General features: G+C 38.0%; 31 protein-coding genes. 24 read left to right on the forward strand and 7 right to left on the reverse strand.

The features are described 5' to 3' along the window. Nucleotides 1-49 precede the first annotated feature (49 nt). Both PL11_RS04300 and PL11_RS04305 read left to right on the forward strand, forming a co-directional pair. Nucleotides 50-1,225, forward strand: a complete 1,176-nt coding sequence (locus tag PL11_RS04300; protein ID WP_035166598.1) for a homoserine dehydrogenase — start codon at nt 50-52, stop codon at nt 1,223-1,225. Then, the gene (locus tag PL11_RS04305; RefSeq protein WP_035166600.1) at nt 1,225-2,559 is read left to right on the forward strand and encodes an aspartate kinase; all 1,335 of its coding nucleotides are present in this window, start codon (nt 1,225-1,227) and stop codon (nt 2,557-2,559) included. Before PL11_RS04300 ends, PL11_RS04305 begins: the two co-directional genes overlap by 1 nt. Nucleotides 2,560-2,614: 55 nt before the next feature. Here PL11_RS04305 and PL11_RS04310 read toward each other — a convergent pair whose 3' ends face one another. Together PL11_RS04310 and PL11_RS04315 are read right to left on the reverse strand one after the other, a co-directional pair. Next, on the reverse strand, nt 2,615-3,223 hold the full coding sequence (locus PL11_RS04310) for a cation efflux transmembrane domain-containing protein (protein ID WP_035166603.1): 609 nt from the start codon (nt 3,221-3,223) through the stop codon (nt 2,615-2,617). Continuing rightward, entirely contained in the window at nt 3,213-3,539 is a 327-nt protein-coding gene (locus PL11_RS04315) for an ArsR/SmtB family transcription factor (RefSeq protein ID WP_035166606.1), read from the reverse strand. Before PL11_RS04315 ends, PL11_RS04310 begins: the two co-directional genes overlap by 11 nt. Nucleotides 3,540-3,553: 14 nt before the next feature. On the opposite strand from PL11_RS04315, the gene PL11_RS04320 reads away from it, so the two are divergent. The 3 genes from PL11_RS04320 to PL11_RS04330 all read left to right on the forward strand — a co-directional run bounded on the left by PL11_RS04320 (nt 3,554) and on the right by PL11_RS04330 (nt 5,203). Further along, nucleotides 3,554-4,099, forward strand: coding sequence for a GNAT family N-acetyltransferase (locus PL11_RS04320; RefSeq protein WP_052127744.1), 546 nt, complete (start codon nt 3,554-3,556; stop codon nt 4,097-4,099). 72 nt (nt 4,100-4,171) lie between these two features. Next, complete coding sequence (locus tag PL11_RS04325; RefSeq protein WP_035166607.1) at nt 4,172-4,780, forward strand: helix-turn-helix domain-containing protein; 609 nt, start codon at nt 4,172-4,174, stop codon at nt 4,778-4,780. Nucleotides 4,781-5,005: 225 nt separating this feature from the next. Further along, nucleotides 5,006-5,203: a hypothetical protein gene (locus PL11_RS04330; RefSeq protein WP_035166608.1), complete on the forward strand. Its 198-nt coding sequence runs from the start codon at nt 5,006-5,008 to the stop codon at nt 5,201-5,203. 29 nt (nt 5,204-5,232) lie between these two features. Here PL11_RS04330 and PL11_RS04335 read toward each other — a convergent pair whose 3' ends face one another. After that, nucleotides 5,233-5,862, reverse strand: coding sequence for a helix-turn-helix domain-containing protein (locus PL11_RS04335; RefSeq protein WP_035166610.1), 630 nt, complete (start codon nt 5,860-5,862; stop codon nt 5,233-5,235). A gap of 743 nt (nt 5,863-6,605) precedes the next feature. Between PL11_RS04335 and PL11_RS04340 the strand changes: the two genes are divergently transcribed. The 13 genes from PL11_RS04340 (at nt 6,606) to PL11_RS04400 (ending at nt 16,268) form a co-directional block, all read left to right on the forward strand. Then, nucleotides 6,606-7,445, forward strand: a complete 840-nt coding sequence (locus PL11_RS04340; RefSeq protein WP_052127745.1) for a hypothetical protein — start codon at nt 6,606-6,608, stop codon at nt 7,443-7,445. A gap of 168 nt (nt 7,446-7,613) precedes the next feature. Continuing rightward, nucleotides 7,614-7,787: a hypothetical protein gene (locus PL11_RS10245; RefSeq protein ID WP_191982090.1), complete on the forward strand. Its 174-nt coding sequence runs from the start codon at nt 7,614-7,616 to the stop codon at nt 7,785-7,787. Continuing rightward, nucleotides 7,784-8,695 (forward strand): hypothetical protein, encoded by a 912-nt coding sequence (locus PL11_RS04345; protein WP_237047519.1) that lies wholly within the window; start codon nt 7,784-7,786, stop codon nt 8,693-8,695. The genes PL11_RS10245 and PL11_RS04345 overlap by 4 nt, the downstream gene beginning before the upstream one ends. Beyond that, nucleotides 8,695-9,129 (forward strand): hypothetical protein, encoded by a 435-nt coding sequence (locus PL11_RS04350; protein WP_052127747.1) that lies wholly within the window; start codon nt 8,695-8,697, stop codon nt 9,127-9,129. The genes PL11_RS04345 and PL11_RS04350 overlap by 1 nt, the downstream gene beginning before the upstream one ends. 18 nt (nt 9,130-9,147) lie before the next feature. After that, nucleotides 9,148-9,597 carry a hypothetical protein gene (locus PL11_RS04355; RefSeq protein WP_035166612.1) on the forward strand — a complete coding sequence of 150 codons (450 nt, stop codon included), beginning with the start codon at nt 9,148-9,150 and terminating at the stop codon, nt 9,595-9,597. Nucleotides 9,598-9,687: 90 nt separating this feature from the next. After that, the gene (locus PL11_RS04360) at nt 9,688-10,011 is read left to right on the forward strand and encodes a hypothetical protein (protein ID WP_035166613.1); all 324 of its coding nucleotides are present in this window, start codon (nt 9,688-9,690) and stop codon (nt 10,009-10,011) included. Between the two features lie 144 nt (nt 10,012-10,155). Then, on the forward strand, nt 10,156-10,494 hold the full coding sequence (locus PL11_RS04365; protein ID WP_035166614.1) for a hypothetical protein: 339 nt from the start codon (nt 10,156-10,158) through the stop codon (nt 10,492-10,494). Between the two features lie 931 nt (nt 10,495-11,425). Then, on the forward strand, nt 11,426-12,433 hold the full coding sequence (locus PL11_RS04375; protein WP_035166616.1) for a ketopantoate reductase family protein: 1,008 nt from the start codon (nt 11,426-11,428) through the stop codon (nt 12,431-12,433). A gap of 407 nt (nt 12,434-12,840) precedes the next feature. Further along, nucleotides 12,841-13,083, forward strand: a complete 243-nt coding sequence (locus PL11_RS10250) for a hypothetical protein (RefSeq protein WP_152638995.1) — start codon at nt 12,841-12,843, stop codon at nt 13,081-13,083. 40 nt (nt 13,084-13,123) lie between these two features. Continuing rightward, the gene (locus PL11_RS04385) at nt 13,124-13,546 is read left to right on the forward strand and encodes a hypothetical protein (protein WP_035166618.1); all 423 of its coding nucleotides are present in this window, start codon (nt 13,124-13,126) and stop codon (nt 13,544-13,546) included. Between the two features lie 426 nt (nt 13,547-13,972). Next, on the forward strand, nt 13,973-14,671 hold the full coding sequence (locus PL11_RS04390) for an amino acid ABC transporter permease (RefSeq protein ID WP_035166619.1): 699 nt from the start codon (nt 13,973-13,975) through the stop codon (nt 14,669-14,671). 9 nt (nt 14,672-14,680) lie between these two features. After that, nucleotides 14,681-15,427: an amino acid ABC transporter ATP-binding protein gene (locus PL11_RS04395; RefSeq protein ID WP_035166620.1), complete on the forward strand. Its 747-nt coding sequence runs from the start codon at nt 14,681-14,683 to the stop codon at nt 15,425-15,427. Between the two features lie 16 nt (nt 15,428-15,443). Beyond that, nucleotides 15,444-16,268: a transporter substrate-binding domain-containing protein gene (locus PL11_RS04400; RefSeq protein WP_035166621.1), complete on the forward strand. Its 825-nt coding sequence runs from the start codon at nt 15,444-15,446 to the stop codon at nt 16,266-16,268. Nucleotides 16,269-16,286: 18 nt separating this feature from the next. On the opposite strand, the gene PL11_RS04405 is transcribed toward PL11_RS04400, so the two are convergent. Beyond that, nucleotides 16,287-16,736 (reverse strand): MerR family transcriptional regulator, encoded by a 450-nt coding sequence (locus tag PL11_RS04405; protein ID WP_052127749.1) that lies wholly within the window; start codon nt 16,734-16,736, stop codon nt 16,287-16,289. A 114-nt stretch (nt 16,737-16,850) separates the two neighbouring features. Here PL11_RS04405 and PL11_RS04410 point away from each other — a divergent pair, with 114 nt between their 5' ends. From PL11_RS04410 to PL11_RS04420, 3 genes are all read left to right on the forward strand, one after another. Beyond that, nucleotides 16,851-18,317, forward strand: a complete 1,467-nt coding sequence (locus PL11_RS04410; RefSeq protein WP_035166622.1) for an MDR family MFS transporter — start codon at nt 16,851-16,853, stop codon at nt 18,315-18,317. A 2-nt stretch (nt 18,318-18,319) separates the two neighbouring features. Further along, nucleotides 18,320-19,039, forward strand: a complete 720-nt coding sequence (locus PL11_RS04415; protein WP_078256916.1) for a DUF4811 domain-containing protein — start codon at nt 18,320-18,322, stop codon at nt 19,037-19,039. Between the two features lie 446 nt (nt 19,040-19,485). Continuing rightward, entirely contained in the window at nt 19,486-19,818 is a 333-nt protein-coding gene (locus PL11_RS04420; protein WP_035166624.1) for a helix-turn-helix transcriptional regulator, read from the forward strand. Nucleotides 19,819-19,876: 58 nt separating this feature from the next. On the opposite strand, the gene PL11_RS04425 is transcribed toward PL11_RS04420, so the two are convergent. Beyond that, nucleotides 19,877-20,773 (reverse strand): LysR family transcriptional regulator, encoded by an 897-nt coding sequence (locus PL11_RS04425; RefSeq protein WP_035166626.1) that lies wholly within the window; start codon nt 20,771-20,773, stop codon nt 19,877-19,879. Between the two features lie 111 nt (nt 20,774-20,884). On the opposite strand from PL11_RS04425, the gene PL11_RS04430 reads away from it, so the two are divergent. From PL11_RS04430 to PL11_RS10445, 3 genes are all read left to right on the forward strand, one after another. Continuing rightward, nucleotides 20,885-22,108 carry an aminotransferase-like domain-containing protein gene (locus PL11_RS04430; protein ID WP_035166627.1) on the forward strand — a complete coding sequence of 408 codons (1,224 nt, stop codon included), beginning with the start codon at nt 20,885-20,887 and terminating at the stop codon, nt 22,106-22,108. An 80-nt stretch (nt 22,109-22,188) separates the two neighbouring features. After that, nucleotides 22,189-22,689 carry an O-acetyl-ADP-ribose deacetylase gene (locus PL11_RS04435; RefSeq protein WP_035166628.1) on the forward strand — a complete coding sequence of 167 codons (501 nt, stop codon included), beginning with the start codon at nt 22,189-22,191 and terminating at the stop codon, nt 22,687-22,689. Between the two features lie 102 nt (nt 22,690-22,791). Further along, entirely contained in the window at nt 22,792-22,917 is a 126-nt protein-coding gene (locus PL11_RS10445; RefSeq protein ID WP_257787910.1) for a hypothetical protein, read from the forward strand. Between the two features lie 86 nt (nt 22,918-23,003). Here the strand turns inward: PL11_RS10445 and PL11_RS04440 are convergent, their stop codons facing one another. Both PL11_RS04440 and PL11_RS04445 read right to left on the reverse strand, forming a co-directional pair. Then, complete coding sequence (locus PL11_RS04440) at nt 23,004-23,414, reverse strand: GNAT family N-acetyltransferase (protein WP_418287669.1); 411 nt, start codon at nt 23,412-23,414, stop codon at nt 23,004-23,006. A 20-nt stretch (nt 23,415-23,434) separates the two neighbouring features. Beyond that, nucleotides 23,435-24,613 carry a vitamin B12 independent methionine synthase gene (locus PL11_RS04445; RefSeq protein WP_035166629.1) on the reverse strand — a complete coding sequence of 393 codons (1,179 nt, stop codon included), beginning with the start codon at nt 24,611-24,613 and terminating at the stop codon, nt 23,435-23,437. Nucleotides 24,614-24,625: the final 12 nt, after the last annotated feature.

Genomic DNA, 24,625 nt, shown 5'->3' on the forward strand with positions numbered 1-24,625 from the left:
AAAACAAGTGTTTATTATTAATGAACATAAAAAAACGGAGGTTGGAACTGTGAATATTGCAATTTTAGGTTTTGGAACGGTTGGCACAGGAGTATATGAAATAATTAAGAAGGCCAGTCGCCAAACCACCAACCTTTCAGTTAAGAAGATTTTGATCAGAAAGAATAAAAAAGCTGAATTACCAGAAATGACTGACAGCATTGAAGAAATTTTAAACGATGATGATATTGATGTAGTTGTTGAAGTAATTGGTGGAATTGAACCCGCTCATCAATACATCTTGGATGCTTTGAAGCACAAAAAGCACGTAATTACTGCTAACAAAGCTGTCATTGCCCGCCATATGGATGAATTTTCTTCAGTAGCGGCTGAAAATGACGTTAAGTTTTACTTCGAATCAAGTGTTGGTGGTGGAATTCCCTGGATTCAAGGTTTGGAAAGAGCTTTGAGAATCGATGACGTTGATTCAATTACAGGAATTTTTAACGGAACTAGTAATTTCATTCTCGATCAAATGAAGAAGACTGGTCGTTCATTCAGCGATGTCCTCCTAAATGCTCAGCAATTAGGCTACGCTGAAGCAGATCCAAGTGCTGACATTGATGGATTAGATGTTGCTAACAAATTGTGCATCAGTGCTGATATTGCGTACGATATTTTTGTAACTCCTAATGATAATTTACCAATTTTTGGAATTAGAAATATTAGTGAGGAAGACATTGCTCACTTCACAAGTAAGAATTTAACAGTGAAATTAATGGGTAAAAGTCACCAATTGGGTAACGAGTTTGACTATGTGGTTGAGCCTACGCTCTGCAAGGCAGAAGCCATTGAAGCAAACGTTCCCGATAATTATAATGTAATTTCCCTTCACGGAAATACCATCGGAACTTTGAAGTTCATGGGCCAAGGTGCTGGGCAATTTCCAACTGCTAATGCAGTTATTCAAGACATCTTGGACATATACCAAGAAAAAGAACATTTACGTCGCGAATTTCATAGTAACTTGAAGTTCAACGCTAATTTGACTAAGAGCGACTACGTTGTGAGATCAGAAATTGATGTTGCAGATATCTTTGCTGACTACCAACCAGAAACGAGAAATGATTACTTGATGGTTCACGATGTTCCTGTTGGAACGATGCACAACTTGATGAAGGATGTACTAAAGAAAGACGAGCTAGCATTTATGGCTAGCGTGCCAGCGGAAGGAGGAGTCCTGTAATGAAAGTAGCAAAGTTTGGCGGTAGTTCGGTTGCCGATGCCGGCCAGTTCAAAAAGGTCGCAAAAATTGTGAAGTCTGATCCTACTAGACGGATAGTTGTTGTAAGTGCAGCTGGTAAGTGGCAAGCACAAAAAATTAAGGTTACTGATTTACTGATTGACTCTTTTAACGCAAATGCAAAGCAAGAAGATTTTCACCAACCATTTGCGATTGTTCGTCATCGCTTAGTCAAAATTCAAAGCGAATTAGGTTTAACTACAAAAATCGAAGCTGATTTGGATGAAATTGAGGCCAAGATTCCATCTGCTACATACGATTATGTTGTGTCGCGGGGGGAATACTTAACTGCTAAACTAATGGCTAACTACATTGGTTATTCATTTATTGATGCAGCTAAATTCATCACTTTTAGGGATGGTGACGTTGATTTAGGCGCATCAAAACGCAAACTTGAAAACGAAATGTTAGGTTCTCGGTTTGCACTTGTTCCTGGATTCTACGGTGCCGACGAGGCGGGCAACATTAAACTTATGCCTCGCGGTGGCAGCGATATTACTGGGGCAATCATTGCCAACCTAGTTGACGCTGACTTATATGAAAACTGGACTGATGTGTCCGGAGTTAAGGTTGCGGATCCAAGAATCATTGACCACTCAAAGAAAATTGATGAGTTAACATACAGTGAGTTACAAGAGCTGTCATACATGGGAATCAGTGTTTTTCAAGAGGAAGCTGTTGAACCAGTTAGAGAAAAACACATTCCCATTGCAATTTTAAATACCAATGCACCTTCAGAAGGTGGAACAATTGTTGCTAGTTCAGTGATTAGTGACAAGCAACAACTTGTTACTGGAATTGCCGGTAAGAAAAACTATGTGGTAATTTCAATTAAGAAACACCAACTTAGCCGCCGAATGGATATTCTCCAGTCAGCGATTGAAGTCCTGTCAAAATTTAACGTGATGCCGAATTTCCTACCATCTGGAAATGATGCAGTCAGCTTTCTAATTGACTTTAACCAGGTGGAAATCGACCTTGATAAAATTGTTAGTGAACTAAAATCTAAGATTGATGTTGATTCAGTTGATTTAAGAAAGAATATTGCTTTGGTGGCGGCTGTCTCTGCTAAGTTTAGCAAGCATCCAGCAATTGCCGGTAAGATTCTTGAAAAGCTTGATAAGAGTGATATCGATGTTCATATGGTTGTTCAAGAAGGTTCTGATATTAAGCTTGTAGTCGGAGTGGACAATGATGATTACGAGAGAACAATTCGTGAACTCTACCTGAATAGTAGTGAAGTAGCGACCAGTAGAATAAGTGCGGTTATTGCGTAAAGTAAAAAGGAGCCATGATGTTTCAACATCATGGCTCCTTTTTTTCATTAACAATCTATTTTAAACCATCTGAAATCGATTCCCATCCTTCGCTAGCAATGAAGTAAACTAATACCAGGGCGAAAACTGAGTCTGCCCACCACCAACCCAGAAATGTAGTGAGTACGGCGCCAACAAGAACCGTTCCTGCCATATAGGCACAGGTGATGTTGCACATGCCATCTTCGACTAAGGCGTCAGAACCTAACAGCTGACCGTAATTTCTCTTTTTTAATGTCAAAATCGGCATCAATAGGACTGACAGAATGGCAATTGTAATTCCCGACGGACTGCTTTCTGCTGGAGTATGCGTTGCTAAATTGTAGATTGATACGATAACCACATAAACTGAAAGCAACAACAGAATCGAACCAACGATTAATGATGACCGTTTTTCCGCAGTCTCAATTTGTTCTGCCGATGCTTCGGCAAGCTCTTTTTTTAATCGCCAAATCAAAGCAAAACCTGCGACGATTTCAAGGAGACTATCTAGGCCGAACGCAACCAATAAAATAGAATGAGCGGTTATCCCAGAGATAACTCCAACCAAAAATTCGAACGCCATCCATGAATTGGAAAAGTATTCGGTTCGCAAGGCTTTTGTTGCGATTGCACTATTCCCCATGTTTTTTCCCCCTAGACACGTGGTCAGCATGTTCAAGCATTTCGTTAATAATGTCTAAAATATGCGGATCATCTAATTTGTAGTACATTTGTTTTCCTTCCCGACGAGTGGAAACTAATTGATGCTTTCTAAGTAAAGCCAACTGATGGGAAATTACCGATTGTTCAATGTTCAGTGCTTCCTGTAATTCGGAAACATTAAGTTCCCGTTGCTCTAAAATGTAGAGCAATTGCAATCTGGTTGGGTTTGAAAGAATTTTAAATATTCGCTCGGACTCTATCAGTTCGCGCTGATTGATGTTTTTAATGTTATTCATATGTTAAATTTAACATGTGTAAAAGGTTTGCTCAAGTGGTATATTCAAAAACAACAAAATTAAAGGAGTTGATATTAGTGAAAATTAGGCATATTCAACCTAAAGATGACCCACAATTAGCTACAATCATTCGTCATTTACTGAAGTCGTTTGGACTTGATAAACCAGGAACTGCTTATTTTGACCCTGAACTGGAACATCTTAGTGATTACTACGCCCAGTCGAAAAAACGTGAATATTTTGTTTTGGTGGACGATAATGATCGCGTACTCGGTGGTAATGGAATTGCAGAATATGATCCGCAAAATGGAGTTGCTGAACTTCAAAAACTATACATATCTGAATCTGCCCAGGGTAATCATATGAGTTTTAAGTTAATTGATGCTGCCCTGGAGTTTGCAAAGCAAGCTGGGTATCGTGAGGTATACTTAGAAACGCACCATGACTTAGCAGCTGCGGTCCATCTATATCAGCGTTATGGTTTCCGGAAACTTGATGGTCCACTAGGTGGTGGTGAACACTCTGAAATGGATATTTTCTTCGCGTATCCGTTGGTATAACTAGAGGCAAAGATTCTTTGCTAGTCAAGGAGATAAAATGCCAGTATTCTCAAAGTGAAAGAAGGGATAAACGTGGAATTTGGTAATCGAATTAAGCAGGGACGCATTAATAAGGGACTGACTCAGCAGGAAGTTGCCGATGAACTAAGCGTGTCACGGCAGACGATTTCAAGTTGGGAAAATGAGAAGAGCTACCCTGATATTAATAGTCTGATTGATTTAAGTAATAAATATCAAATTTCACTAGACGTCCTTCTTAAGGAGGATACTGGGATGAAAGAATATTTAGAAAAGCAAATGGTGTTGAAGAGAATTAAGCCAATTGGTCGGGCATTAATTGCTCTGGATTTATTGTTAGTACTAATTATGACGCTAAATATTTTTGAGATTGTTAAGGTACGTGGCATAGAGATGTTGGTTATGTTAGTTGTGCTATTAATCACACTATATGCTCTAACTAGTTTCAATGATTTCGAACTAGAATTGACTGGCAAACACCGGTTTCCCAAGCTGGTAGCATTTATATCTGGTAATTATATGTGGTATTTGATTTTAGCCACCGGATTAATTTCTATCGGTTCGTACTTTGTATTTGGTTTAAGTCAATTGTCTGGATTTTTTACGGGTACTGTTTGCGCTTTGATCGTTTTTAAGTTGGCGGTTAAATATAGAAAAAGATGAGTATAAAGAAGATGGTGTGCGGTAATCGCACACCATCTTTTTTAGATAAGAAATATTTCCACGTTGAAATAGCTTTAAACATTTTTGGTTATTCGTAAGCTATTAATGTTGGTATAACAGTAATGCTTTAAAATAAAGCCTATGTATTTTAAAAATTATATTGATTAATAAATTATGTAGTTGTGTAATTTGGTTATAAATATTTTTTTGAATGGAGAGATAATTATGGAAAAGCATAGACAATTTTACAAGTCGTTTGATTTTTGGATTGGGTTCGTGTTAATAGTTGCTAATTTATACAGTTGTATAACTGTTGAAAAATTTCATGGTTGGTCAGCGGTATTTGATGCAATCGGATTAATTTTGGGATTGGTTTTAGTGATTGGGTCTATTGTGACACAGATAAAGTTGAATAAAAAATAAGCATCAACTACCTCACTATAAGTATGGCATTAATTATGAATATTGTTTTTTAATTTAGGACGCAAAAAAATAAGGACGCTGAGGCTTACTGAAATTGTAAAGATAAGCAGGAATTCGCCTGTAAATGAACCTAGAATTCCAGCAAAGTCACTTGGAAGATTTCTTTGAAAGTTGGAATTTAATCCAATTGTTAAACCATTAATGAATAGAATTAGAAAGAAAAATCCAGTTGCAGAGGCAATTTTTCTAGGTTTTAAGTCATTCCAGTAGGGATAATAGGAAATAAGTACTACTAAACAAATTGTTAGTAAGATTGGAACTATTGATAAATGAAAATTGTTGATACCAAACATATGAATATAACTAAAAATTAAAAGGATAATGCATAGACAATAAGAAATGTTAAAAAACCGTTGTTTTTGTTTTAGCTGTTTTTCCTGTTCAAGTACAGCGGGAAGTCCCTTAGTATCAATTAGAAGATCATCCATTGAAATTCCGAATAATTCGCTCATCTTGATTAAACTGTTCATGTCCGGGGAATTTCTATCTGTTTCCCAACCTGATATGGTCTTTCTTGAAACGTGAAGTTGCTTTGATAAGTCTAGCTGAGTCATATTTTTTTGTTTTCTGCACATCTTTATTTTTTCCGATACATTCATGACCAATCTACCTTAGTAATATATGTTTTCTCAATAGCAAGGAACTACTTTAAATGGAGTCCAAGTATTTATATCTAAAAGTATATCATTAAATAATTCGTAAAGACTGATTATTTAGGACTCAGAGCGATTACATTTAAAATAAATAACATTAGTGTTTTTCTTTTTGTTGGAGGTCGTTGCTGACAAATAACCTCTTGCAAATGTGGTTAAAATAGCCCCTAATATCCATACTGGATGAGGTGTACCCCAAAAGTTAAAGTAAATATTTGCTTGTCTTTCTTTCCTAGGCGGCACAGACTCGATAGTGTATCGACAATGTGCCGCCTAGTTTCATTTGTATTCGTTTACTATTTGTAATAGATTTTTTAAGCAATTCACGATCTAAGCGCGTGATGATACGTAGACTTTGCTGGAGTTATTTGCCTGAAAGTGGCGTGAGAGTGCGTCTATGTAACATTGAAAATAATGACTACCGATACTAGGAGCATTTGACGTTGGTTTTATTAGATAACCGAGTTAATGCATAAAATCTTTGTTGATTTTCGAAAAGCACGTCGAAATTAAATTGGCCATTATAACTTTTATGGTTATGATTTAACGCTAACTTACTTGGGTAATAAATACGATCAATCCTTCAACGACGGCGTTTATGCACTTATAAGAAATAACTATTGTATTTAGATGATGTTGAGCTATACTTAATTTGTGAAAACAATAATATGTATTAGGGGAGAAGAAATATGAAAATTTATAATTTATGTTTACAAGCGGGGTTAATTAGCGCCGTAGCCATGGGTATGGTGTTGACAAGTACCGACATTGAGACCCAAGCAAGCACCGGCATTGACGTAACGACTGCTAAGGCAGTGGTTAAACCAACAGCTACCAAGGCTAAATCAATACATAAACCAACGACTATAGTTAAGCCAAGTAGACCGGCTAATAAAAAAGTGAAACCAGTCAGAGCCACTAAGGCAACTACGTTAAAACACCAAGTCAAGCCAGCCAAAACGACTAAGCAAAAAAATTCTAAAAACGCAACTAAACGGACTGCTAAGCACGTAGTGATGAAGAATCAAGCAGCTAACGCGACTAGAAAATCGACTAAATCAGTTAAAAACTCAACTGAGTATCGGGAAGTAAAGACGCGCTACACAACCAAGAAAAATAAGCGGGGCAAGACATCAACCAAACAACAAATTATTAGGCGGAAAGTTGTCGCTGACAAGCCGGCGGCTAAACCGGTCACAGTTACCCCAGCTCCAAGCGAGGAACCCGCTAACAATCAAAATACGACTACCCCAGCTGACAACGCAACTACTCAACCAACGACAGACAATCAAAACAGTAGTTCAGCTACCACAACGGTCTTAAGTGCCGAGGATGCTAAAAAGAACCAAGACGCCACTAAAGAAAATATTCGCTTACAACCAGCTTTAACCCAATCGCAGATTGGTGCTAATCAGGGGCAACTTGCTTATGACATTACTGGATCCGTTTCCAATGTCGTTGGTCAAGGGACAGCAATTGTTAATTCAATTTGCCAAGTAGTTTCAACAATTCGGAATCTATTTAGATAACCAGCACATTGAAAGTGGGGGACAGAGTTGAGGATTAAACAATTAATCGCTGTATTTATTGGGGCAACGGCGATTGGAACAGTTACTATGTATAGCAATTCTAAACCAGTGATGGCATATGCGGATGCTACTGCAGCTTAAATAATAACAACGATAATAATAATGACAATGATGACAATACTAATGGTCAAGGAGATCGTGAACCAGGTGTCATTGGGGGAAATGATCAAGGTGGCGCTATTGGTGGCGATGCAGGTGCTGGTGGAGCAACGACTGGCGGTACAACAGCTGGGGCAACAGCGATTGGAACAGTTACTATTTATAGCACTTCTAAACCAGTGATGGCGTATGCGGATACTACTGCATCTTCAAATAACAACAACGATAATAATGATGACAATGATGACAATACTAATGGTCAAGGAGATCGTGAACCAGGTGTCATTGGGGGAAATGATCAAGGTGGAGCTATTGGTGGCGATGCAGGTGCTGGTGGAGCAACGACTGGCGGTACAACAGCTGGGGCAACCGTAACCAGTGGAGTTGGGGCTGGTACAACGACAACAAATCCACAGAATCCTACAAATTATGGCTCGGTAAATAAACAACCTTCTGCTTCTACCAGTGATAATGAAGAAAAAAATAATAATTTGGACGCTTATCAGCGTTCTAGAGGAAATTTGAACCAAACAGCAAGTAACACTAATCAATCTTCTCAAACTAGTGAACGGTTAAATAAAAAAAGTGAATCAGCGTTCAGAAAGAAATCTTCTATGAATAGAAATCAGTATGTCAAAAAGACTAATGTAGGGAAAACAAATACTTTTAAAAACGCATCATCGAAATACGTTTACCCTGGTTCTGGTTCAAACTTTAAGTGGAAGAAGATGTATTCAAAGACAGGCCGTAGTGCTGGGCACATTGAGGTTGACTCGACGGTTTATGCTGTTACGGAGTTCGAAAAACATTTCGACATTCAGATAAATGTAAAAAAAATAACAATACATTTGACTCCTCATTTTGAAAAGAACATCAATAAGATCAAACGCTATTTAACCGGTATGAAACATTTGAATTATAAATTAACCAGATATTATGATGTAGATAGTGGTGCAGTTTACTATAAGGATGTAATCACTTGGTATACTAATAGAAAACATAATAAGGTTTTGGGAAAATCAGCTTACTTTAGTTCACGACTTATTAATAACAGTCACCATAGGGCAATTTATATTTTGGAGGTAATTTAATGAAAAGGTATATAAATATAGTGCTTTTTATCAGTTGCTTATTATTAACGATATCATTTGGTCATGGCAGCACCGCCAGCGCAAATTACACAAGCTGGCGTGAGTATAATACTAAGTTATTTGGATTAGCTAAGAAACAGCAGATTTTAAATTATGACGGGAGTAATATGGGAATGTATTTGGAATTTTATCAGAATAAATATTTCAAGGAGACAAAAGGTACAAAATATAAATATAATCCGAAAACGAGAACAGTCATATTAAGATATGTTAATAATCATAAAACGCCTAAAACAAAATACAATTATCGAAAATTGATAATTTCCAACGGACATAAAAGGCCAATAATCAAATATTATTACAAGCTAGGAAAAGGTAAATTTTTATTTACTAATAAAGTTAAATACTGGATGGTAAAAAACATTTACTTTTAAGAAATGGAGATATAGTTGATGAAAAAAAGTTATTTTTCCTTTTTACTCTTTCTATTTTTTTCCTTTTTTAGTGTGATAACAGTTTCTGCAAACTCTACAAAACAATATAACGGTGTGCCTGATAAATTAGTTAATAAATACTGGAAAGTGAAGAACGGTTTTAATGACCATACAGAATTTTTTTATGGCAACCGTGATAGCTATTTTGGCAAACACACAAGGATGGGAAATTTTAAATCAAAATGGATTTCTTATACAAAGGTGCAAGGCTCATATGTTATGACTGGAACTGATCCATTTGATGAAGACCAAGTAATCTGGTGGTTTATTAAACCGGTTAATAATTGGAAACAAATAAAAATTGGATATACCATTGTATCTTTTAATAAAATTCCACAGTATTCACCGAGCCATTATACTAAAAAATTAGCAACAAGAGTTACAAAAGTCACAGCAATGCTCTATTAATGGGAAAAGCCAGGGAATTAAGTTCCCTAGCTTTTTTTCTAAATATGTAGCTCCAAAACCCCTTTTTTGATTTGGAGATGTAGTCATACAATGAAAAGAAAAGCAAATATCAAAAGGATAATCTTAGGAATTGCGGTACTACTGTTTTTGGTAAGCACCTTATTTCCTAAAAATTCTGTTAGGACTACGATGCTATTAACGGGTGCCTCTCCGGTAAGCGTTATAAAATGTAATCCAGAATATCTTGGACCAGAGTCCAAATACTATAAAACCCCTGTTTACATGATTCCGATGAAATATGGATATACGCCATTATTCTCAAATGCACTGGAACCAATGTACACTTTCAAAATTCAAAGAATTCTGTTTATTTTTAATTTTGCAATTCCAACATTTTTGGATACCCCATTGTAATAAAAATTTTTAATTTTAGGAGAGCAACTAATTAATTTAAAAATATTTTTACTGGCCATCACTACAATCTTTGTACTTTTAATCAGTGTTAGTGACGTTTCAGCAAATTCTAATATCACGGTTCATAAGGGCTTTCCCTCAGGATTGATTAATAAGTATTGGCAAATTCAAAACAGGCATAAAAACAAGCAATACTTCTATTTCAAGAAAAATCATATGGTTGCTAAGCATACAGAGCTAGGATCTTACTCTGCTAGTGACGGTTTATGGATGAAAAAGGATAATGTTTTTGTAGTATCATCCTGGAATGCTAATGATATTTACAATAGCATTTGGTGGTTTATTAAGCCTAACAAAAATATGACTGAGTCAAGAGTGGGTTATACGAGGATACCAATTAACAAATATCCAACACATCAACCGGCATACTACCTTAAAATGCACGCAAAGCGCGTTTCAGCAGTAACAGCACAATTAGGCTAACAATAGATACAAGTGCGATGCTTAGTATTTTTTAACATAAGACTTTTGATATGTGAAATGCACATGAGAACGTATAGGTTTACATTGATTGGAGTATATAAACCTATACGTTCTTTTAGTTTCTTCTTAAAAGGATAAAGTTTAAATTGTTATAGTAATCTAGTGTAGTGAACACACATATATAAGTTGGGGAATTAAATAATTGGACTATAGTCAACACGTGAGACATATTTTATGAGAGATTGGATACGGCAAAATGGATTATTACGCTATTTTACCGTTTTAGAAGAGGATGACTGTTAATGCAAAGATTGAAGTCTGTCTATCAAGAAATAAAAAGCAACCCATGGGAAACGTTAATCATGGTTATAGTAATTGTTGCTATGATATGGCTTGTGACAAATGTTAGGCTTTTCTCATTTTTAAGTATTGTGGTAGTGGCTTTAATTCTGCTAATTCCAGTAATGTACTTATGGAAATCGTCTAAAAATGGTGAGTGATTAAACAATCCGTAAAGACTGATTATTTAGGCATCTAAAGAAGCTGGATTAAATTAATTTTAATTTAATTACAAAAAAGTGTTGACACCTCTCATCTGTTTATTCTATACTTCATTCAACAATTTAATCCGAATAAGTTATTTGGCTGATGGAGTAGTCACTTAGCCCTACAAAGAGAGTACCGTTACGGTGTGAAGGTATTAGGACTTCTTGATTAAAGATTATCCAAGTTAATGTTCACTTTACGAGGTGAACTGGGTGCACCCAATACAGTGCAGCGTATCGCAAACTCGAGTGCCGTACGTGAAGAGTGATTAGCAGTGATGTTGATCAGAATTTTGGGTGGTAACACGTTATCTAACGTCCCTTGGTCTTTGACCAAGGGGCGTTTTTTTCGGATTAAATTAAAAAATCAAAGGAGTGTGGTTTTCATGAAGTATGGAATTATTGGTGCAGGCGCAATGGGATACAGGTACGGAGTAATGTTACAAGAAAATGCTGGCGTGGAAGTTGATTTCATCGATACATGGGAACCAAACGTTGAAAAGGTTCGCGAACAAGGTGGAGTTTCTGTTGCCAGAGATCATCAGAACCGCAGAATCGTTCCAATCAACATTTACTACCCAGAAGAATATAGTGGTCATCCTGATGTCTGGATTATTTTTAAGAAGCAAATGCAATTAGCTGAAGAAATGGAACGTGACCAAGCTGCTGGGATTTTTCACGAAGATCAGTATGTATTCTCAGCAATGAACGGTATGGGTCACTTTGAAAAAATCGCCAAGTATTTCCCAGCAGATCACATCATTTGTGGTACTGCAATGATTGCTACCAGATTAGATGGCCCCGCTAATGTTGATTTCATGGGTGCTGAAGGAACTGAGGAAATGCACATGGCACGTTACACTAACGAAAAGCCTAATGACGTGATGGAAGCAGTTGTCGCCGATTTTAAACAAGCTAAGATGAACCCAATTTTCGCCGATGATTATATGGGAATGTGTATGTCAAAAGTGGTTTTCAACGCGGTAACCAATACATTATGTACAATGTTTGAAATGCAGATGGGTCAATTTATCGAGTATGAGGGTGTTCGCGAGATGGCACGGCAATTATTCGATGAGGCTTATGATGCATGTGAGAGAGCGGGAATTTACCTAATTGCTACTCGTCAGGAACAGGTTGATTCGGTGATCACGGTCAGTCAAGAATATAAGTACCACTATCCATCAATGTACCAAGACTTTTCAAAGGGTCGACCAACCGAAGTTGATTACATCAACGGCTACATCGCAAAAATTGGTCGTCAACACGACTACGTTTGCAGAACCCATGAGTTTGTAACCCATGAAGTCCACATGGCTGAAATGATGCGCAAATATCACAAGAACGTTGAAAATGTTGCAGATGTACAAGTTGAACCAGCCAAAGCAATTTAATGTAGTTATTTCACAATAAAAGTTTAATCACATAGAGCCAAAGAATAGTACACATAAACGAGAACGCAAACTTGTAGAAGTTTGCGTTCTTTTTAGTTGATGTAAACTAATGGTTGCTTTTTAACCCCTTATAAACGTGCTATTGTGGTATTAAACCCGTAAGGAGGTCCACTGTTATTAAAGATAAATTTTTAGCCCTTATAGCAATTGTTCTTTTAGTAATTGGGGCGTCATTCTTTTTATTTGTGATCCTAGTTGCGGGTTGGGGTTTTCTAGCACTGTTATTTTTATGGTTAACTCGGACATTTTTAGTAATTCCCGGTTTAGGGAATATAAATCTATTAATATTCTATTTATACATAGTTATTCTTTCTTCAATCTGGGGTAGCGTAATCAAGCGAAAAATAGTGAAGCGTGAACTTCGTAGATTAACCGATATCGGTGTTCATTTAGTATGGCAGTTTCCGTTTATCCTAATCACCATGTTTGGATATTTTGAAATTGCCGGATGGGATTACACAATGGAATCATTCTCCGTTATGGCCATGATTGTAATGCTGATTTGGACGGTTAACCTTGGGTTAGAATACATAGTAGAAAATTTTGGTAGGTTTAAGGCCTGGATTCAAGGATCTGATAGTGCGGAGTAGGTTTACTAGTTTATGAAATTATCCAGTAGGAGGTTTTTTAATGAAGGTTAAGCCATTATGGAAATATGCATTGGTGAATTCTGTACCAATTGTTTTTACTTTGTGTACGTTAGGGATAGTAGAAATCTCAGTATCTAGCAATAAATTTACAGTATTTTTGATTACAGTCGGGATTTTGATTCTGGTATTTGGATTGCTGCAAATATTTGTATATGAACGCTGGCTTTTTAAAGTTCATCCAGAGTACGACTATAGAAATTATGATATTTCTACTTTAGGAAAAATTGTTACCTGGATCTTAATAATTATTTGGATAGTTTGTATATTTACTATCCCTGATAGGTATAACCAATTGTATTTTATTGGTTTCATAATAGCGAACAACTTTTTGCAGTACCTACTGTCTGTTCCTAAGAATCAGAAAGAGAAACAACCAAACAAGTCAGGCAAGATTGATGAGTAGTTTATATTTAGCAGTTTTAGCAACGATCATCGGTGGAGTGATTGGGACACTTGCTGATGCTGGGTGGAGTCTAAGAGCTTTAAATCCACGGCTGTTTCTCCCCTACTTTCTGTTTGCAGGGCTGATATGTTCCGTACTATATTATGCATTTAACTACCCATTTGAATAAACAAGTACATAAACTCGATTTAAATTGTGCACTATTGACACTCAATGCCAGATGTTGTACGCTTTTCACATTGACTTATCGATTCAAAATAACAGCGTCGGCTTGACGAATAGAGTATGATATTTGTTGGATTGGTTTACCATAAAGTGTATGCCAGTGCTCTAATCGGGTTGGTTATACGGCGAGTCCGTTCCAGCGCACCAACTGCGCAGGGCGGACTTTTTATTTTGTGAAAATATTATGGGAGCGAAGAATATATGTGGAAAATAGTTACTGATGCAACTCCGCAATTGCTAAGTGCGGGATTTAAATACACGATTCCAATTGCAATTATTTCCTTTATTATTGGTCTGATTTTAGCATTGATCACAGCACTAGTTAGGCTTTCCAGTAAAAAGGGCTTCTTTATCATTATAAAGGGGATTTTTAGATTCTATGTCTGGCTATTTAGAAGTACGCCACTGTTGGTTCAATTATTTATCGTGTATTTTGGATTACCCTATTTAACAATTAAAGGAGTTTTCCCTCACGGAATCAAACTCAGTCCATGGACGGCCGGAATTATTACGTTCTCACTGAATACCGGCGCTTACTGTTCTGAAACAATTCGGGCCGCCATTTTATCAATTCCAAACGGTCAGTGGGAAGCTGCTTATTCAATTGGAATGACGCGGTCACAAATTCTTAAGCGGATTATCTTGCCACAAGCATTGCGAGTATCACTACCACCACTTTCTAATAGTTTTATTGGGTTGGTCAAAGATACGTCGTTGGCAGCCTCAATTACAATAGTAGAAATGTTTGAAGTTAGTCAGCAAATTACCGCTGAAAACTATCAACCACTATTGATGTACAGCTTAGTTGCCTTGTACTATGCACTGTTCTGTACAGTGCTCACTTGGGTCCAAGGATACTTGGAAAAGTCAACGTCCAAATACATCACTCCAGCAAGGTAGGAGGTTACCATGTTAAAATTAACAAAGTTAAATAAAACTTTTGATGGAACTCATGTTTTGAAGGAGATTACCACCGAGTTTCCGGAAAATAAAACAACGGTCATCGTCGGCCCGTCTGGATCGGGGAAGTCAACGTTGTTGCGGTCGTTAAACTTTTTGGAACGTCCAGAGTCAGGGATTTATGATTTTGAGGGGATGCAAATTGATTTTAGCAAACCGCTAACCAACAAAACTATTTTAGATATTCGTAAGCGAACTGAAATGGTGTTTCAAAGCTATAATTTATTTCCGCATCTCACTGTAGTTAAAAATGTTATGGAAGGTCCAACCCAAGTGTTAGGATTATCTAAGGCTGATGCAAAGGCGGAAGCACTGGAGTTACTTGATAAAGTGGGTCTTAAGGAAAAAGCCGATGTTTACCCAGCTCAGTTATCAGGTGGGCAAGCCCAAAGAGTAGCAATTGCTCGTTCATTGGCTATGCATCCGGAATATATATTTTTAGATGAGCCAACTAGTGCACTCGATCCAGAACTTGAACTCGAAGTTTTGAAGGTATTGATGAAGATTGCTGAAGAACAACAGTCGATGATTATTGTGACTCACAACCTAGCGTTTGCTAGAAAAGTTGCTGACAAGATCATCTTTGTGGAAGACGGAAACATACTATATGACGGGGACGTCAACCAGTTCTTTAATTCGGATAATGAACGGATTCAAAGTTTTGTTAATGCGATGACGTTTAATGATATTTCGTAATTTTGGAGGAGAAATCATGAAGAAAAAAGGAATCATTACTAAGCTACTGCTAGTTGCTGCTGTATTAGGGGTTGCAGGCGTTTTAACTGCTTGCGGTTCTAATAGTAGCGATAAAGGCGGTTCATCATACAAATCTGAGCTTACTGAAAGCGGTAAGTTAACTATCGGTTTGGAAGGAACTTATGCTCCATACTCATACCGTAAAGACGGTAAGTTAACCGGATTTGAAGTTGACCTTGGCAAGGCAATTGCCAAAAAATTAGATGTTAAGGCTAATTTTGTTCCTACTAAATGGGATAGTTTGATTGCTGGACTTGGTAGCAACAAGTTTGATGTGGTGTTGAATAACGTAACGGTTACTAATGAACGGAAAAAGAGTTATGCATTTGCTAGTCCATACATCTTCACTCAGTATGTTTTGGTAACTAAATCAAGCGATAAGAATATTAAAAACCTTAAGGACATTAAGGGTAAGAAATTCGCTGAGGGAACTGGTACCAACAATGAAGATGTTGCTAAAAAGTATGGTGCCAAAACTATTCCATCAGACCAGTTTGTTAATAGTGTTAATATGATTCGCCAAGGAAGAGTTCAAGGAACCGTAAATGCCCTCGATGCATGGAATTCATATGCTAAGTCACAATCAACAAAGGGACTTAAAGCACGGGCAATTCCTGCTTCCGAAGAACCATTTGCACAAGTTTCGCCAATGCTTAACAAGGACTCAACTAAACTTAAGGCCAAAGTTAGCGATGCAATTAAAGATTTAAGAAAAGACGGTACATTGGCTAAGATTTCTAAGAAATACTTTGGTAAAGATGTAACCATGGAAAACAATTAAGACAAAAAACGCAAACCATTACTGGTTTGCGTTTTTATTATTCTGATCATTTTTTTCTAAATATAGCTTAACATCATTATCTTTTATTCTGGCCACAACATCAGCGTCCGGTACGTTTTCTGCCGGACCAAAACTTAGGGTGGAAACGTCACCGTCTTTTTCAATTGATTCTAATCGTTGACTGATTAATAGTTGTAGAGCATCGGCATCTTTTAGATACTGTTGTAAATCTTCTGCCGCTTTGGTTAAGGTATAACCTTCATCAATTTTCGATTTGATAAATAAAATTCCAGCAATGTTTTTAAGTGTGTATCTCTTATTAGTTCCATCTCCACGACGAACGGACTGAATCAGACCCTTCTTTTCCCAATAACGAATCTGGGTAGTGGTGGCACCAGTTATTCTGCTGGTCTCGCCGATTCCAATGGTGATGTATAGACTGCGTAATCTTTTTGTGAAATTATCCATGTTTGCCCTCCACTTACTATTGACACATTATAAACAAAGTTATAACATAGTGCAATGTAAATATCACATAATGTGATAAAGATATTTCAAAATATTTTAAGGCAGGCGTAATTAATGGAACGAAAAGATATTAATGGCAAGCCAATAAATATCCCAATGATGGTTTCTACACTGATTGTTGGGGTATTTATTACGGTTTTGAACCAAACAATTCTAGCAACGGCATTTCCAACGTTGATGGATGAATTTAATATTTCGACTGCCACGGTGCAATGGTTAACAACCGGATTTATGATGGTTAACGGGATTATGATTCCGGTTTCCGCATTTTTAAGCGCCAAGGTGCCGACAAAGTGGTTATACATTACCGCTATGAGTACATTTTTGGTGGGGACGATTGTAGCGTTCGTAGCTGACAATTTTGCTCTACTTCTTGCAGGACGTCTGATTCAGGCCCTTGGTGTGGGTGTTACCATGCCATTGTTGCAGAACATCATGCTGACAATTTTTCCACCAGAAAAACGTGGTGCAGCGATGGGATACACTGGAATCGCTGTTGGGGTTGCACCAGCAATTGGCCCAACTCTTTCTGGATACATTATTGATAACTTTGGTTGGCGGATGCTATTTGGAATGTTGATTCCAATTATTATTATCGTTTTGATTCTCTCACTAGGATTTGTGAAAAACGTGTTACCGCTAAGCTCTCCTAAGCTAGACGTATTGTCTCTGATTGAATCTACAATCGGTTTCGGATCATTACTTTACGGTTTCTCCGAAGTTGGAAATAAGGGTTGGGGTAGCCCAGTTGTTCTTGGAACAATCTTAATTGGAATGATTTTTATTGTTATCTTTGGGATGCGTCAATTACACCTTGAACATCCATTTGTTGAAATCAGAGTGTTTAAAAATAAGATTTTTTCACTTTCTACTGCCTTAGCCTCAATCGCTAACATGGCAATGGTTGGTGCCGGAATGATCATTCCATTGTACTTGCAAATTATTCATGGTAAGTCTGCATTTGAATCTGGACTGACACTGCTTCCAGGTGCATTGTTGATTGGAATCATGAGTCCGATTACTGGGGTTGTATTTGACCGAATTGGTGCCAAACGCCTCGCAATGCTTGGACTATTTATCATGATGGTGGCTACGGTACCATTTGCAACTATTACTCCAAATATGCCATCAATATTCATTACGGTGGTCTACGCAGCTCGGATGTTTGGAATTGCGATCGTGATGATGCCATTGACTACTAATGGTATGAATGCATTGAGACCGGAAATGATTCCGCACGGAACAGCAGCGAATAATACTGTTCGCCAGATTGCGTCATCCGTTACAACTGCCATCATGGTTTCCGTTCTAACAAACGTAACCAATGCTTCAAAGCCTGGTAACGGTTTGATGAAAACAGATCCGTTGGCATTTAAACACGGATTTATTAATGCGACACTTAATGGTTATCACGCCGCCTTTTGGATTGCCGTTGGTTTTAGTTTAGTTGGATGGGTCCTATCATTCATGCTAAACAAGAAACCAGTTCAAAGTCGCAAACTTGAAAAGAAGGGGGCGTAAAAATGATTCTTTGGATATTAGGAATTAGTACTGTTTGCTTGTATTTATGTTTTGTTTTGATGTCTTCTTCCCTCATGCGATCGGCACTTGTGCTAGTTACGGGATTTGTAATGCTTGGTTCACTTGTGGTAATTATCGATAACGATAATAATCACTTGGGTATGCGAAAAGTGGAAACCACCACTGAAAGACAGGTTTACACTGCTTCGCCAAGCAAACAATTGCCACTCATGCTTTATAAAAACATTGGTACTAGTGGGAAGCACAAGGTTTATATTTATAAATCAAACCCCAAAGCAAAAGCTACCCATACGAAAGCTGATTTTGCGGTAAATAACCAGATTAAGCAGGTTAGCGGTACCACAGCAAGTGTTCAAAAGCAGGTAACCACATGGCGTTACCGAAATTCATTCTATAAATTACTCTTTTCAAATAAAAACCAGGGAAAATTTGAAAAGGAAACTAATGTAATCAAGGTTCCCAAAACCTGGTATGTACTATCAACGACCCAAGCTCAAAAATTAGCTAAGAGGGCAAAGGCACTGACAAAGATGTCCCCAGCCGATAAAGCTAAACAAAAAATGGTTGTTGAAAAACAAGTAATGGCGGCTCGCAAAAAGAATCCGAAAATGAGCGCCCAGGAACAAGCTTCGTTGGTTCAAAAGATTACTGATCAAATGAAACAGCAAGCGGTTAAAAAACTAATTGATGAAGTAAAATAAATTGTTTATAAAAAGCGCGTCAGTCTTGAGACTGATGCGCTTTTTGTAAACCAATGGTTGCTTTTCAAGCAGCAATTCATGTGGTATTTTAAAAATAAAACGGAGGTAATTCATCTTGAAACGACTTTATAGTTTTGGAATTATACTATACGTGCTAATTTTATTGGTATATTTAACTACAAATTTCGATAATTTATCAGTTACGATTATCGGTGTTGGGTCAGCTATTTTTGGATTTTTGGTTTGCGCTTTAAAGCTACACACGATTAAAAGTAAAAAAATCTAAGGGATCTGATTGTGTGTTTGAAGAATCTAATAAAAGCTAGGCTTGTTAGTCTTAATTGCGCAATTGTATTTAATCTTTTACTCGTTCAATTCAATAATGGGTGTAGTCTTATAGATAACAAGATTATAACTTCGTTGAATTTCAAAGGTGGGAGTATTAAATGGACAATAAATTTAGTTCGCAATTAAATTTGCTTAGGAGACAGGCACACTTATCGCAAACCGATTTAGCCAACAAAGTTTTCGTTACCCGCCAATCAGTTTCAAAATGGGAGCGAGGAGATTCCGTTCCGGATTTAGACTCGTTAATTAAGCTGTCTGAGGTATTTAACGTAGATTTGAATGAATTGGTGTTCGGGATAAGTAACGTTCTGGGAGACGATACTGAAAAACTGAGTAATATTGAATTAATTCAGAGAGCCAAGGAATGGCTATCTGAATATTTGATAGTAATTGTTGTTTCTATAATTGTACTGGCTATTTTTTTCTTTTAAAAATTAATCGAAAACCTTTGGGGCGCTGCCACGGAATCTTTAATTCCTGCAGTGCTCCTTATTCTTTTAAAACGCCATCTGGATAGTGACCTTGGATAAATTCATTAATTGTTTTGATCATTCTTTGAGTCGAAGGTGCCTTTGACTGGGTGGGAGTAGTTACCATCCCAATTGATCGGTAGAACTGTTCATCAAAGGGATATACTGCTACATTACCGCTAATTTTTTGCAGGGCGAGCTCGGGCAAAATCCCCCAGCCTAAACCAGCTTCGACCATCGCAATAATGGATTGGTCATCAATTGAAAATTGGATTGAATTTGGCTGGATATTATAGTGGTCAAGCGTTGCTTTAGTATCCAGGTCATAATCTCCTGGTTGGAGAATGAAAGTTCGGTCCTGCATATCGGCCTTAGTGACTGTTTGCTTATTTTTAGGAACAAATCCCTGTGGAGCAATGCAGTAGATTTCATCTTTGATTAGGTCATCAACAATCAGGTTTTCGGTGACTGGCAGTGCCGTAAACCCGATATCTAGAGTTCCGTTTTTAACTTCCTGCACGATTTGGTTAAACCCGTTTTGGTAAACCGAAATCTCAATCTCAGGATATTGGTGCTTAAATGATTGAATGATTGGTGGTAGCCAATTGATACAAACGGAGGAGAAGGCACCGATTCGAATCGAGCCTGAATTTAGTCCGTTAATGTTGTCCGCTTCTTGTTCAAGCCGTTTTTGGCTATTTAAAATGTCTTGGATAATTGGTAAAATCTGTCTACCATTCTCGGTTAACTCCACTCCAGTTCGTGAACGATTGAACACAGGGAAGCCAAGCTCCGTTTCCAATTGATTGATGGAATGGCTAACTGCGGATGGGGTAACGTTTAATTTTAGAGATGCTTTGTAGAAAGTTCCTTCTGTGATAACAGTACTAAACACAAGGTAAGCGAATGGAAGCATAATGATCCCTCTAACATGAATTATTTTCAACTAAAAATGAGTACTTTGAATTTTACTAATCTTTGAGATAAGTATATCATAGTTTAAAATATCACAAACGAGGTGTAGGTTATGAGAGAAGAACTATTTGCAGATCGAGTTCAACCAGATACCCCTTCCAGATTGGAAGGATTGTTTCCACAGATGGATTTTGATGACGCGATTACGTTCACCGCGGGATCGCCAGCTGAAGATTTGTTTCCTAAGGAAGCAATGCAACAAGCGTACTTAGATGCAATCGCTGCGGAAGGCGCCCACACCTTCCAATACCACACGATTTCTGGGCCAGAAGAATTGCGTTCAAGGTTAGCGGTTCGGGCTCAACAAAAAATGGCCATTGAAGGCGTTGATGCAGATAACGTTATGTTAACAGCGGGTGGTCAACAAGGAATTGATCTAATTGCTAAACTGATGCTTAATAAGGGTGACGGTTTAGTTGTTGAAGCCCCAACGTATGTTGGCGCTTTGTCATCATTTGATATGTACGAACCAACCTATTATGAAGTTCAGCTTGAATCCGACGGAATGGATGTTGACCAGCTGGAAGAAACTTTGAAGGCTCACAACAACATCAAGCTAGTTTATACAGTTGCTGATTTCCATAATCCTGGTGGCGTGACTATGTCAGTTGAAAAGCGGAAACGTTTAGTTGAATTGGCAAACGAATATGACTTTATGATTTTAGAAGATACTCCGTACCGTGATTTACGCTATGTTGGTGAATCATTACCATCTATCAAACATTTTGATACTGAAGACCGAGTAATTTTCTTATCAAGTTTTTCAAAGATTTTGATGCCAACCCTTCGTTTAGGTTGGATGGTTGCTCCAAAAGCAGTAATTAAGCAACTTTATAAGCTTAAAGAAGCTGCTGACTTGGAAGTCCCAAACATTACGGCCTCAGCAGTTAACCAGTTTTTGGCTAAGAATGATTTGGACAAACACATTGAGGGATTAATCAAAGCCTATTCTGGCAAACGCCAAGCAATGTTTGATGCATTAGCCAAAGAAATGCCAGAGGGTGTGGAAGCAACTTGCCCAGAAGGTGGCTTCTTTACTTGGGTAACGGTTCCTGATTTTATTAACACAACGGATCTGTTGTACGACGTGGTTACACCTAAAGCTCACATTGCGTATGTTCCTTCTAAGAACTTCTATGCATTTAAAGACCATACAAATGGGATGAGAATTAATTTCACTGGTTTGACTCCTGATCAAATCGCTGATGGGATGCACAGACTTGGTGGCGTTTTAAAAGAAGAAATGAGTAAAGCATCACTGAAAACTGCACAATAAATAATCGAGAGACACGACTTGCGAGCGTGTCTTTTTTGTTTGAAAATAAGGACATAGAATTGCTTGAGGAGGGATTTGGCATGGCAAGTTTATCCGTTATTCAGGGTGATATTACTAAACTATCAGTTGATGCAATTGTAAATGCTGCAAACACCTCGCTTATGGGTGGGGGCGGAGTTGATGGGGCAATTCATCGTGCAGCAGGACCTCAACTTGATGAGGCATGTAGGAAACTCAATGGGTGTCCGACCGGAGAAGCGAAGGTCACACCTGCATTTAACCTTGATGCAAAGATAATTATTCATACTCCGGGACCAATCTGGCGAGGAGGCCAAAATAATGAACCCGAGCTACTAAAAGATTGTTACGTTAATAGTTTGAGACGGGCAGTTGAGAATGACTGTCAGACGGTGGCATTTCCATCCATTAGCACTGGTGTTTATGGGTATCCGCTCAGAGATGCTGCTAAAATTGCTACAGCGACGATTCAAGAATTTCCAAAGCAATTACGAGTTCAGATGGTTTGCTTTGATACGGTGACTTATAAGCAGTACCTTGAAGCCGTTACAAAACAGTCTTAAAAGCGAGATCACGCAACTTGGTAGTGATTCCAACCACGGTTGATATTTACCATTTACCGTTTCATAATGGGATTAGAATCATAAGTTAAGGAGATGGCTGGTATGTGGTGTGGTGGCATGTACGGTTTCGGCGGTGGCGGATTTTTGTTTATGTTGCTTCAGTCGATAATTCCAATTGCGATTATCGCTGGTCTATTTTATGTAGGATATAAAGTGCTTTCTAAATAGAAAATGTGAATCTTATCAAAAACAAGCTACGATGTTTTTAACATCGTAGCTTGTTTTTTAATGACGCCATTTTATGGCCATCACAATTATTGCAACATAACAAACGCAACGGTTTCCCCTTGATCTGCTGAAATAAATCCACACTTCTCGTAGAAGTGGCGAACATCGGGGGCTTCTTCGGTGAGCAATACCCGTTGACGGACATTTGGATATGCACCAAGCATTCGCTTGATGAGCGCGGTCCCAATTCCCTGATTTTGGTAGTCAGGGGAGATTAAAATATCTTGGATGTAAAGTATCGAAATCCCATCACCGACTGCACGTATCTGACCAACCAATTTGTCCTTATCCCAGGCTTGGAATACAGATAAAGAGTTCTGAACAGCAACGTACAGGTTCTGGGGGTTTTGAGTGTAGGCATACCATTCAACGCTGTCATATAGCTGTTTAAGTTCTGACACCATAGCAGTGTTTCCACGGCGAAATTGAATCACAATTTTCACTTCCTAATCAGCTGTTACTTACCCCAAACATCTTCGGCAATTTCTTTAACTAAACTAAGCTTTGCCCATTGTTGTTCTTCAGTCAATTTGTTACCTTCCTCAGTGGATGCAAACCCGCACTGTGTTGATAGTGCCAGGTTTTCAAGTGGAACATGTCCAGCTGCTTCGTTGATTCGGTTGATAATTACTTGCTTATCTTCAAGTTCAGGAGATTTTGAGGTGATTAAACCTAGGACAATCCGTTTATTTTGGTTCCCGTTCCAGATGGTGTCTAGGGGTGAAAAGTCGCCGGCACGGTCGCTGTCATATTCTAGGAAGAGGCCATCGTAATTTAGCTGGCCGAGGTATCCAGCAACGTCATCATATCCGCCAGAGAAAAGGTAAGTTGATTTAAAGTTTCCTCGGCAAATGTGAGTAGTTACGGTTAAGTCATCTGGTAATCCTTCTAGAAGTTGATTGATAACGCGAACTGAATCTTCGGCAATTTTTACATAGTTTTCGTGTTCAGTTGGGTTATCCTCGGTTTCGTTTAATTTACTGATTAAAAATGCCCAGGTGGTATCGTCTAGTTGGATATATCGACAACCAAGTTCATAAAAATGCTGAATTGTTTCATGATAGGCAGTTGCCAGATCGTCCAGATATTCATCCCAACTATCATAAAATTGGCTCCAGTTATCACTTCGATTATCACGGAAAATCATTGTTGGTGATGGGATTGTTTGTTTTGGAGTAACGGCGCTAGCCAAGCTTTGGAGTTTGGAATCGGTGCCGTTCCCAGAAGCTTCTTGATCCACGACTTCTTTAACGAACTGGAAGTCTTTGAAGAAGGGATGGTCTGGGTTGAACCCAATTTTGCCGACAAGTTCGGCGTTGTCTGTTCGAGTTTTTGATCCGTGGAACTTGTAGCTCTTGTGATAATCATAATGACCAACTCCTTTCAATCCCCATAAAAAGTCAAGATGCCACCAACTGCGGTTGTATTCGCCGTCAGTCACGTCTTTGAATCCTAATTCAATTTGTTTGTTGACGATGCGACGAGTTTCTTCGTGTTTAATGTTAATAAAGTCATTTTCATTGATGTCGTGGTTGCGATATTGTTCGACTGCCCGTTTTAATCTATCAAATCGTAGTAAACTACCAACAATGTCATAGCGGTTCGGAAACTTAGTTTGTGTACTGATTTCTGTCATAAAAAATTCCTC

This window comes from Lentilactobacillus curieae, from assembly GCF_000785105.2.
GTDB lineage: Bacteria > Bacillota > Bacilli > Lactobacillales > Lactobacillaceae > Lentilactobacillus > Lentilactobacillus curieae.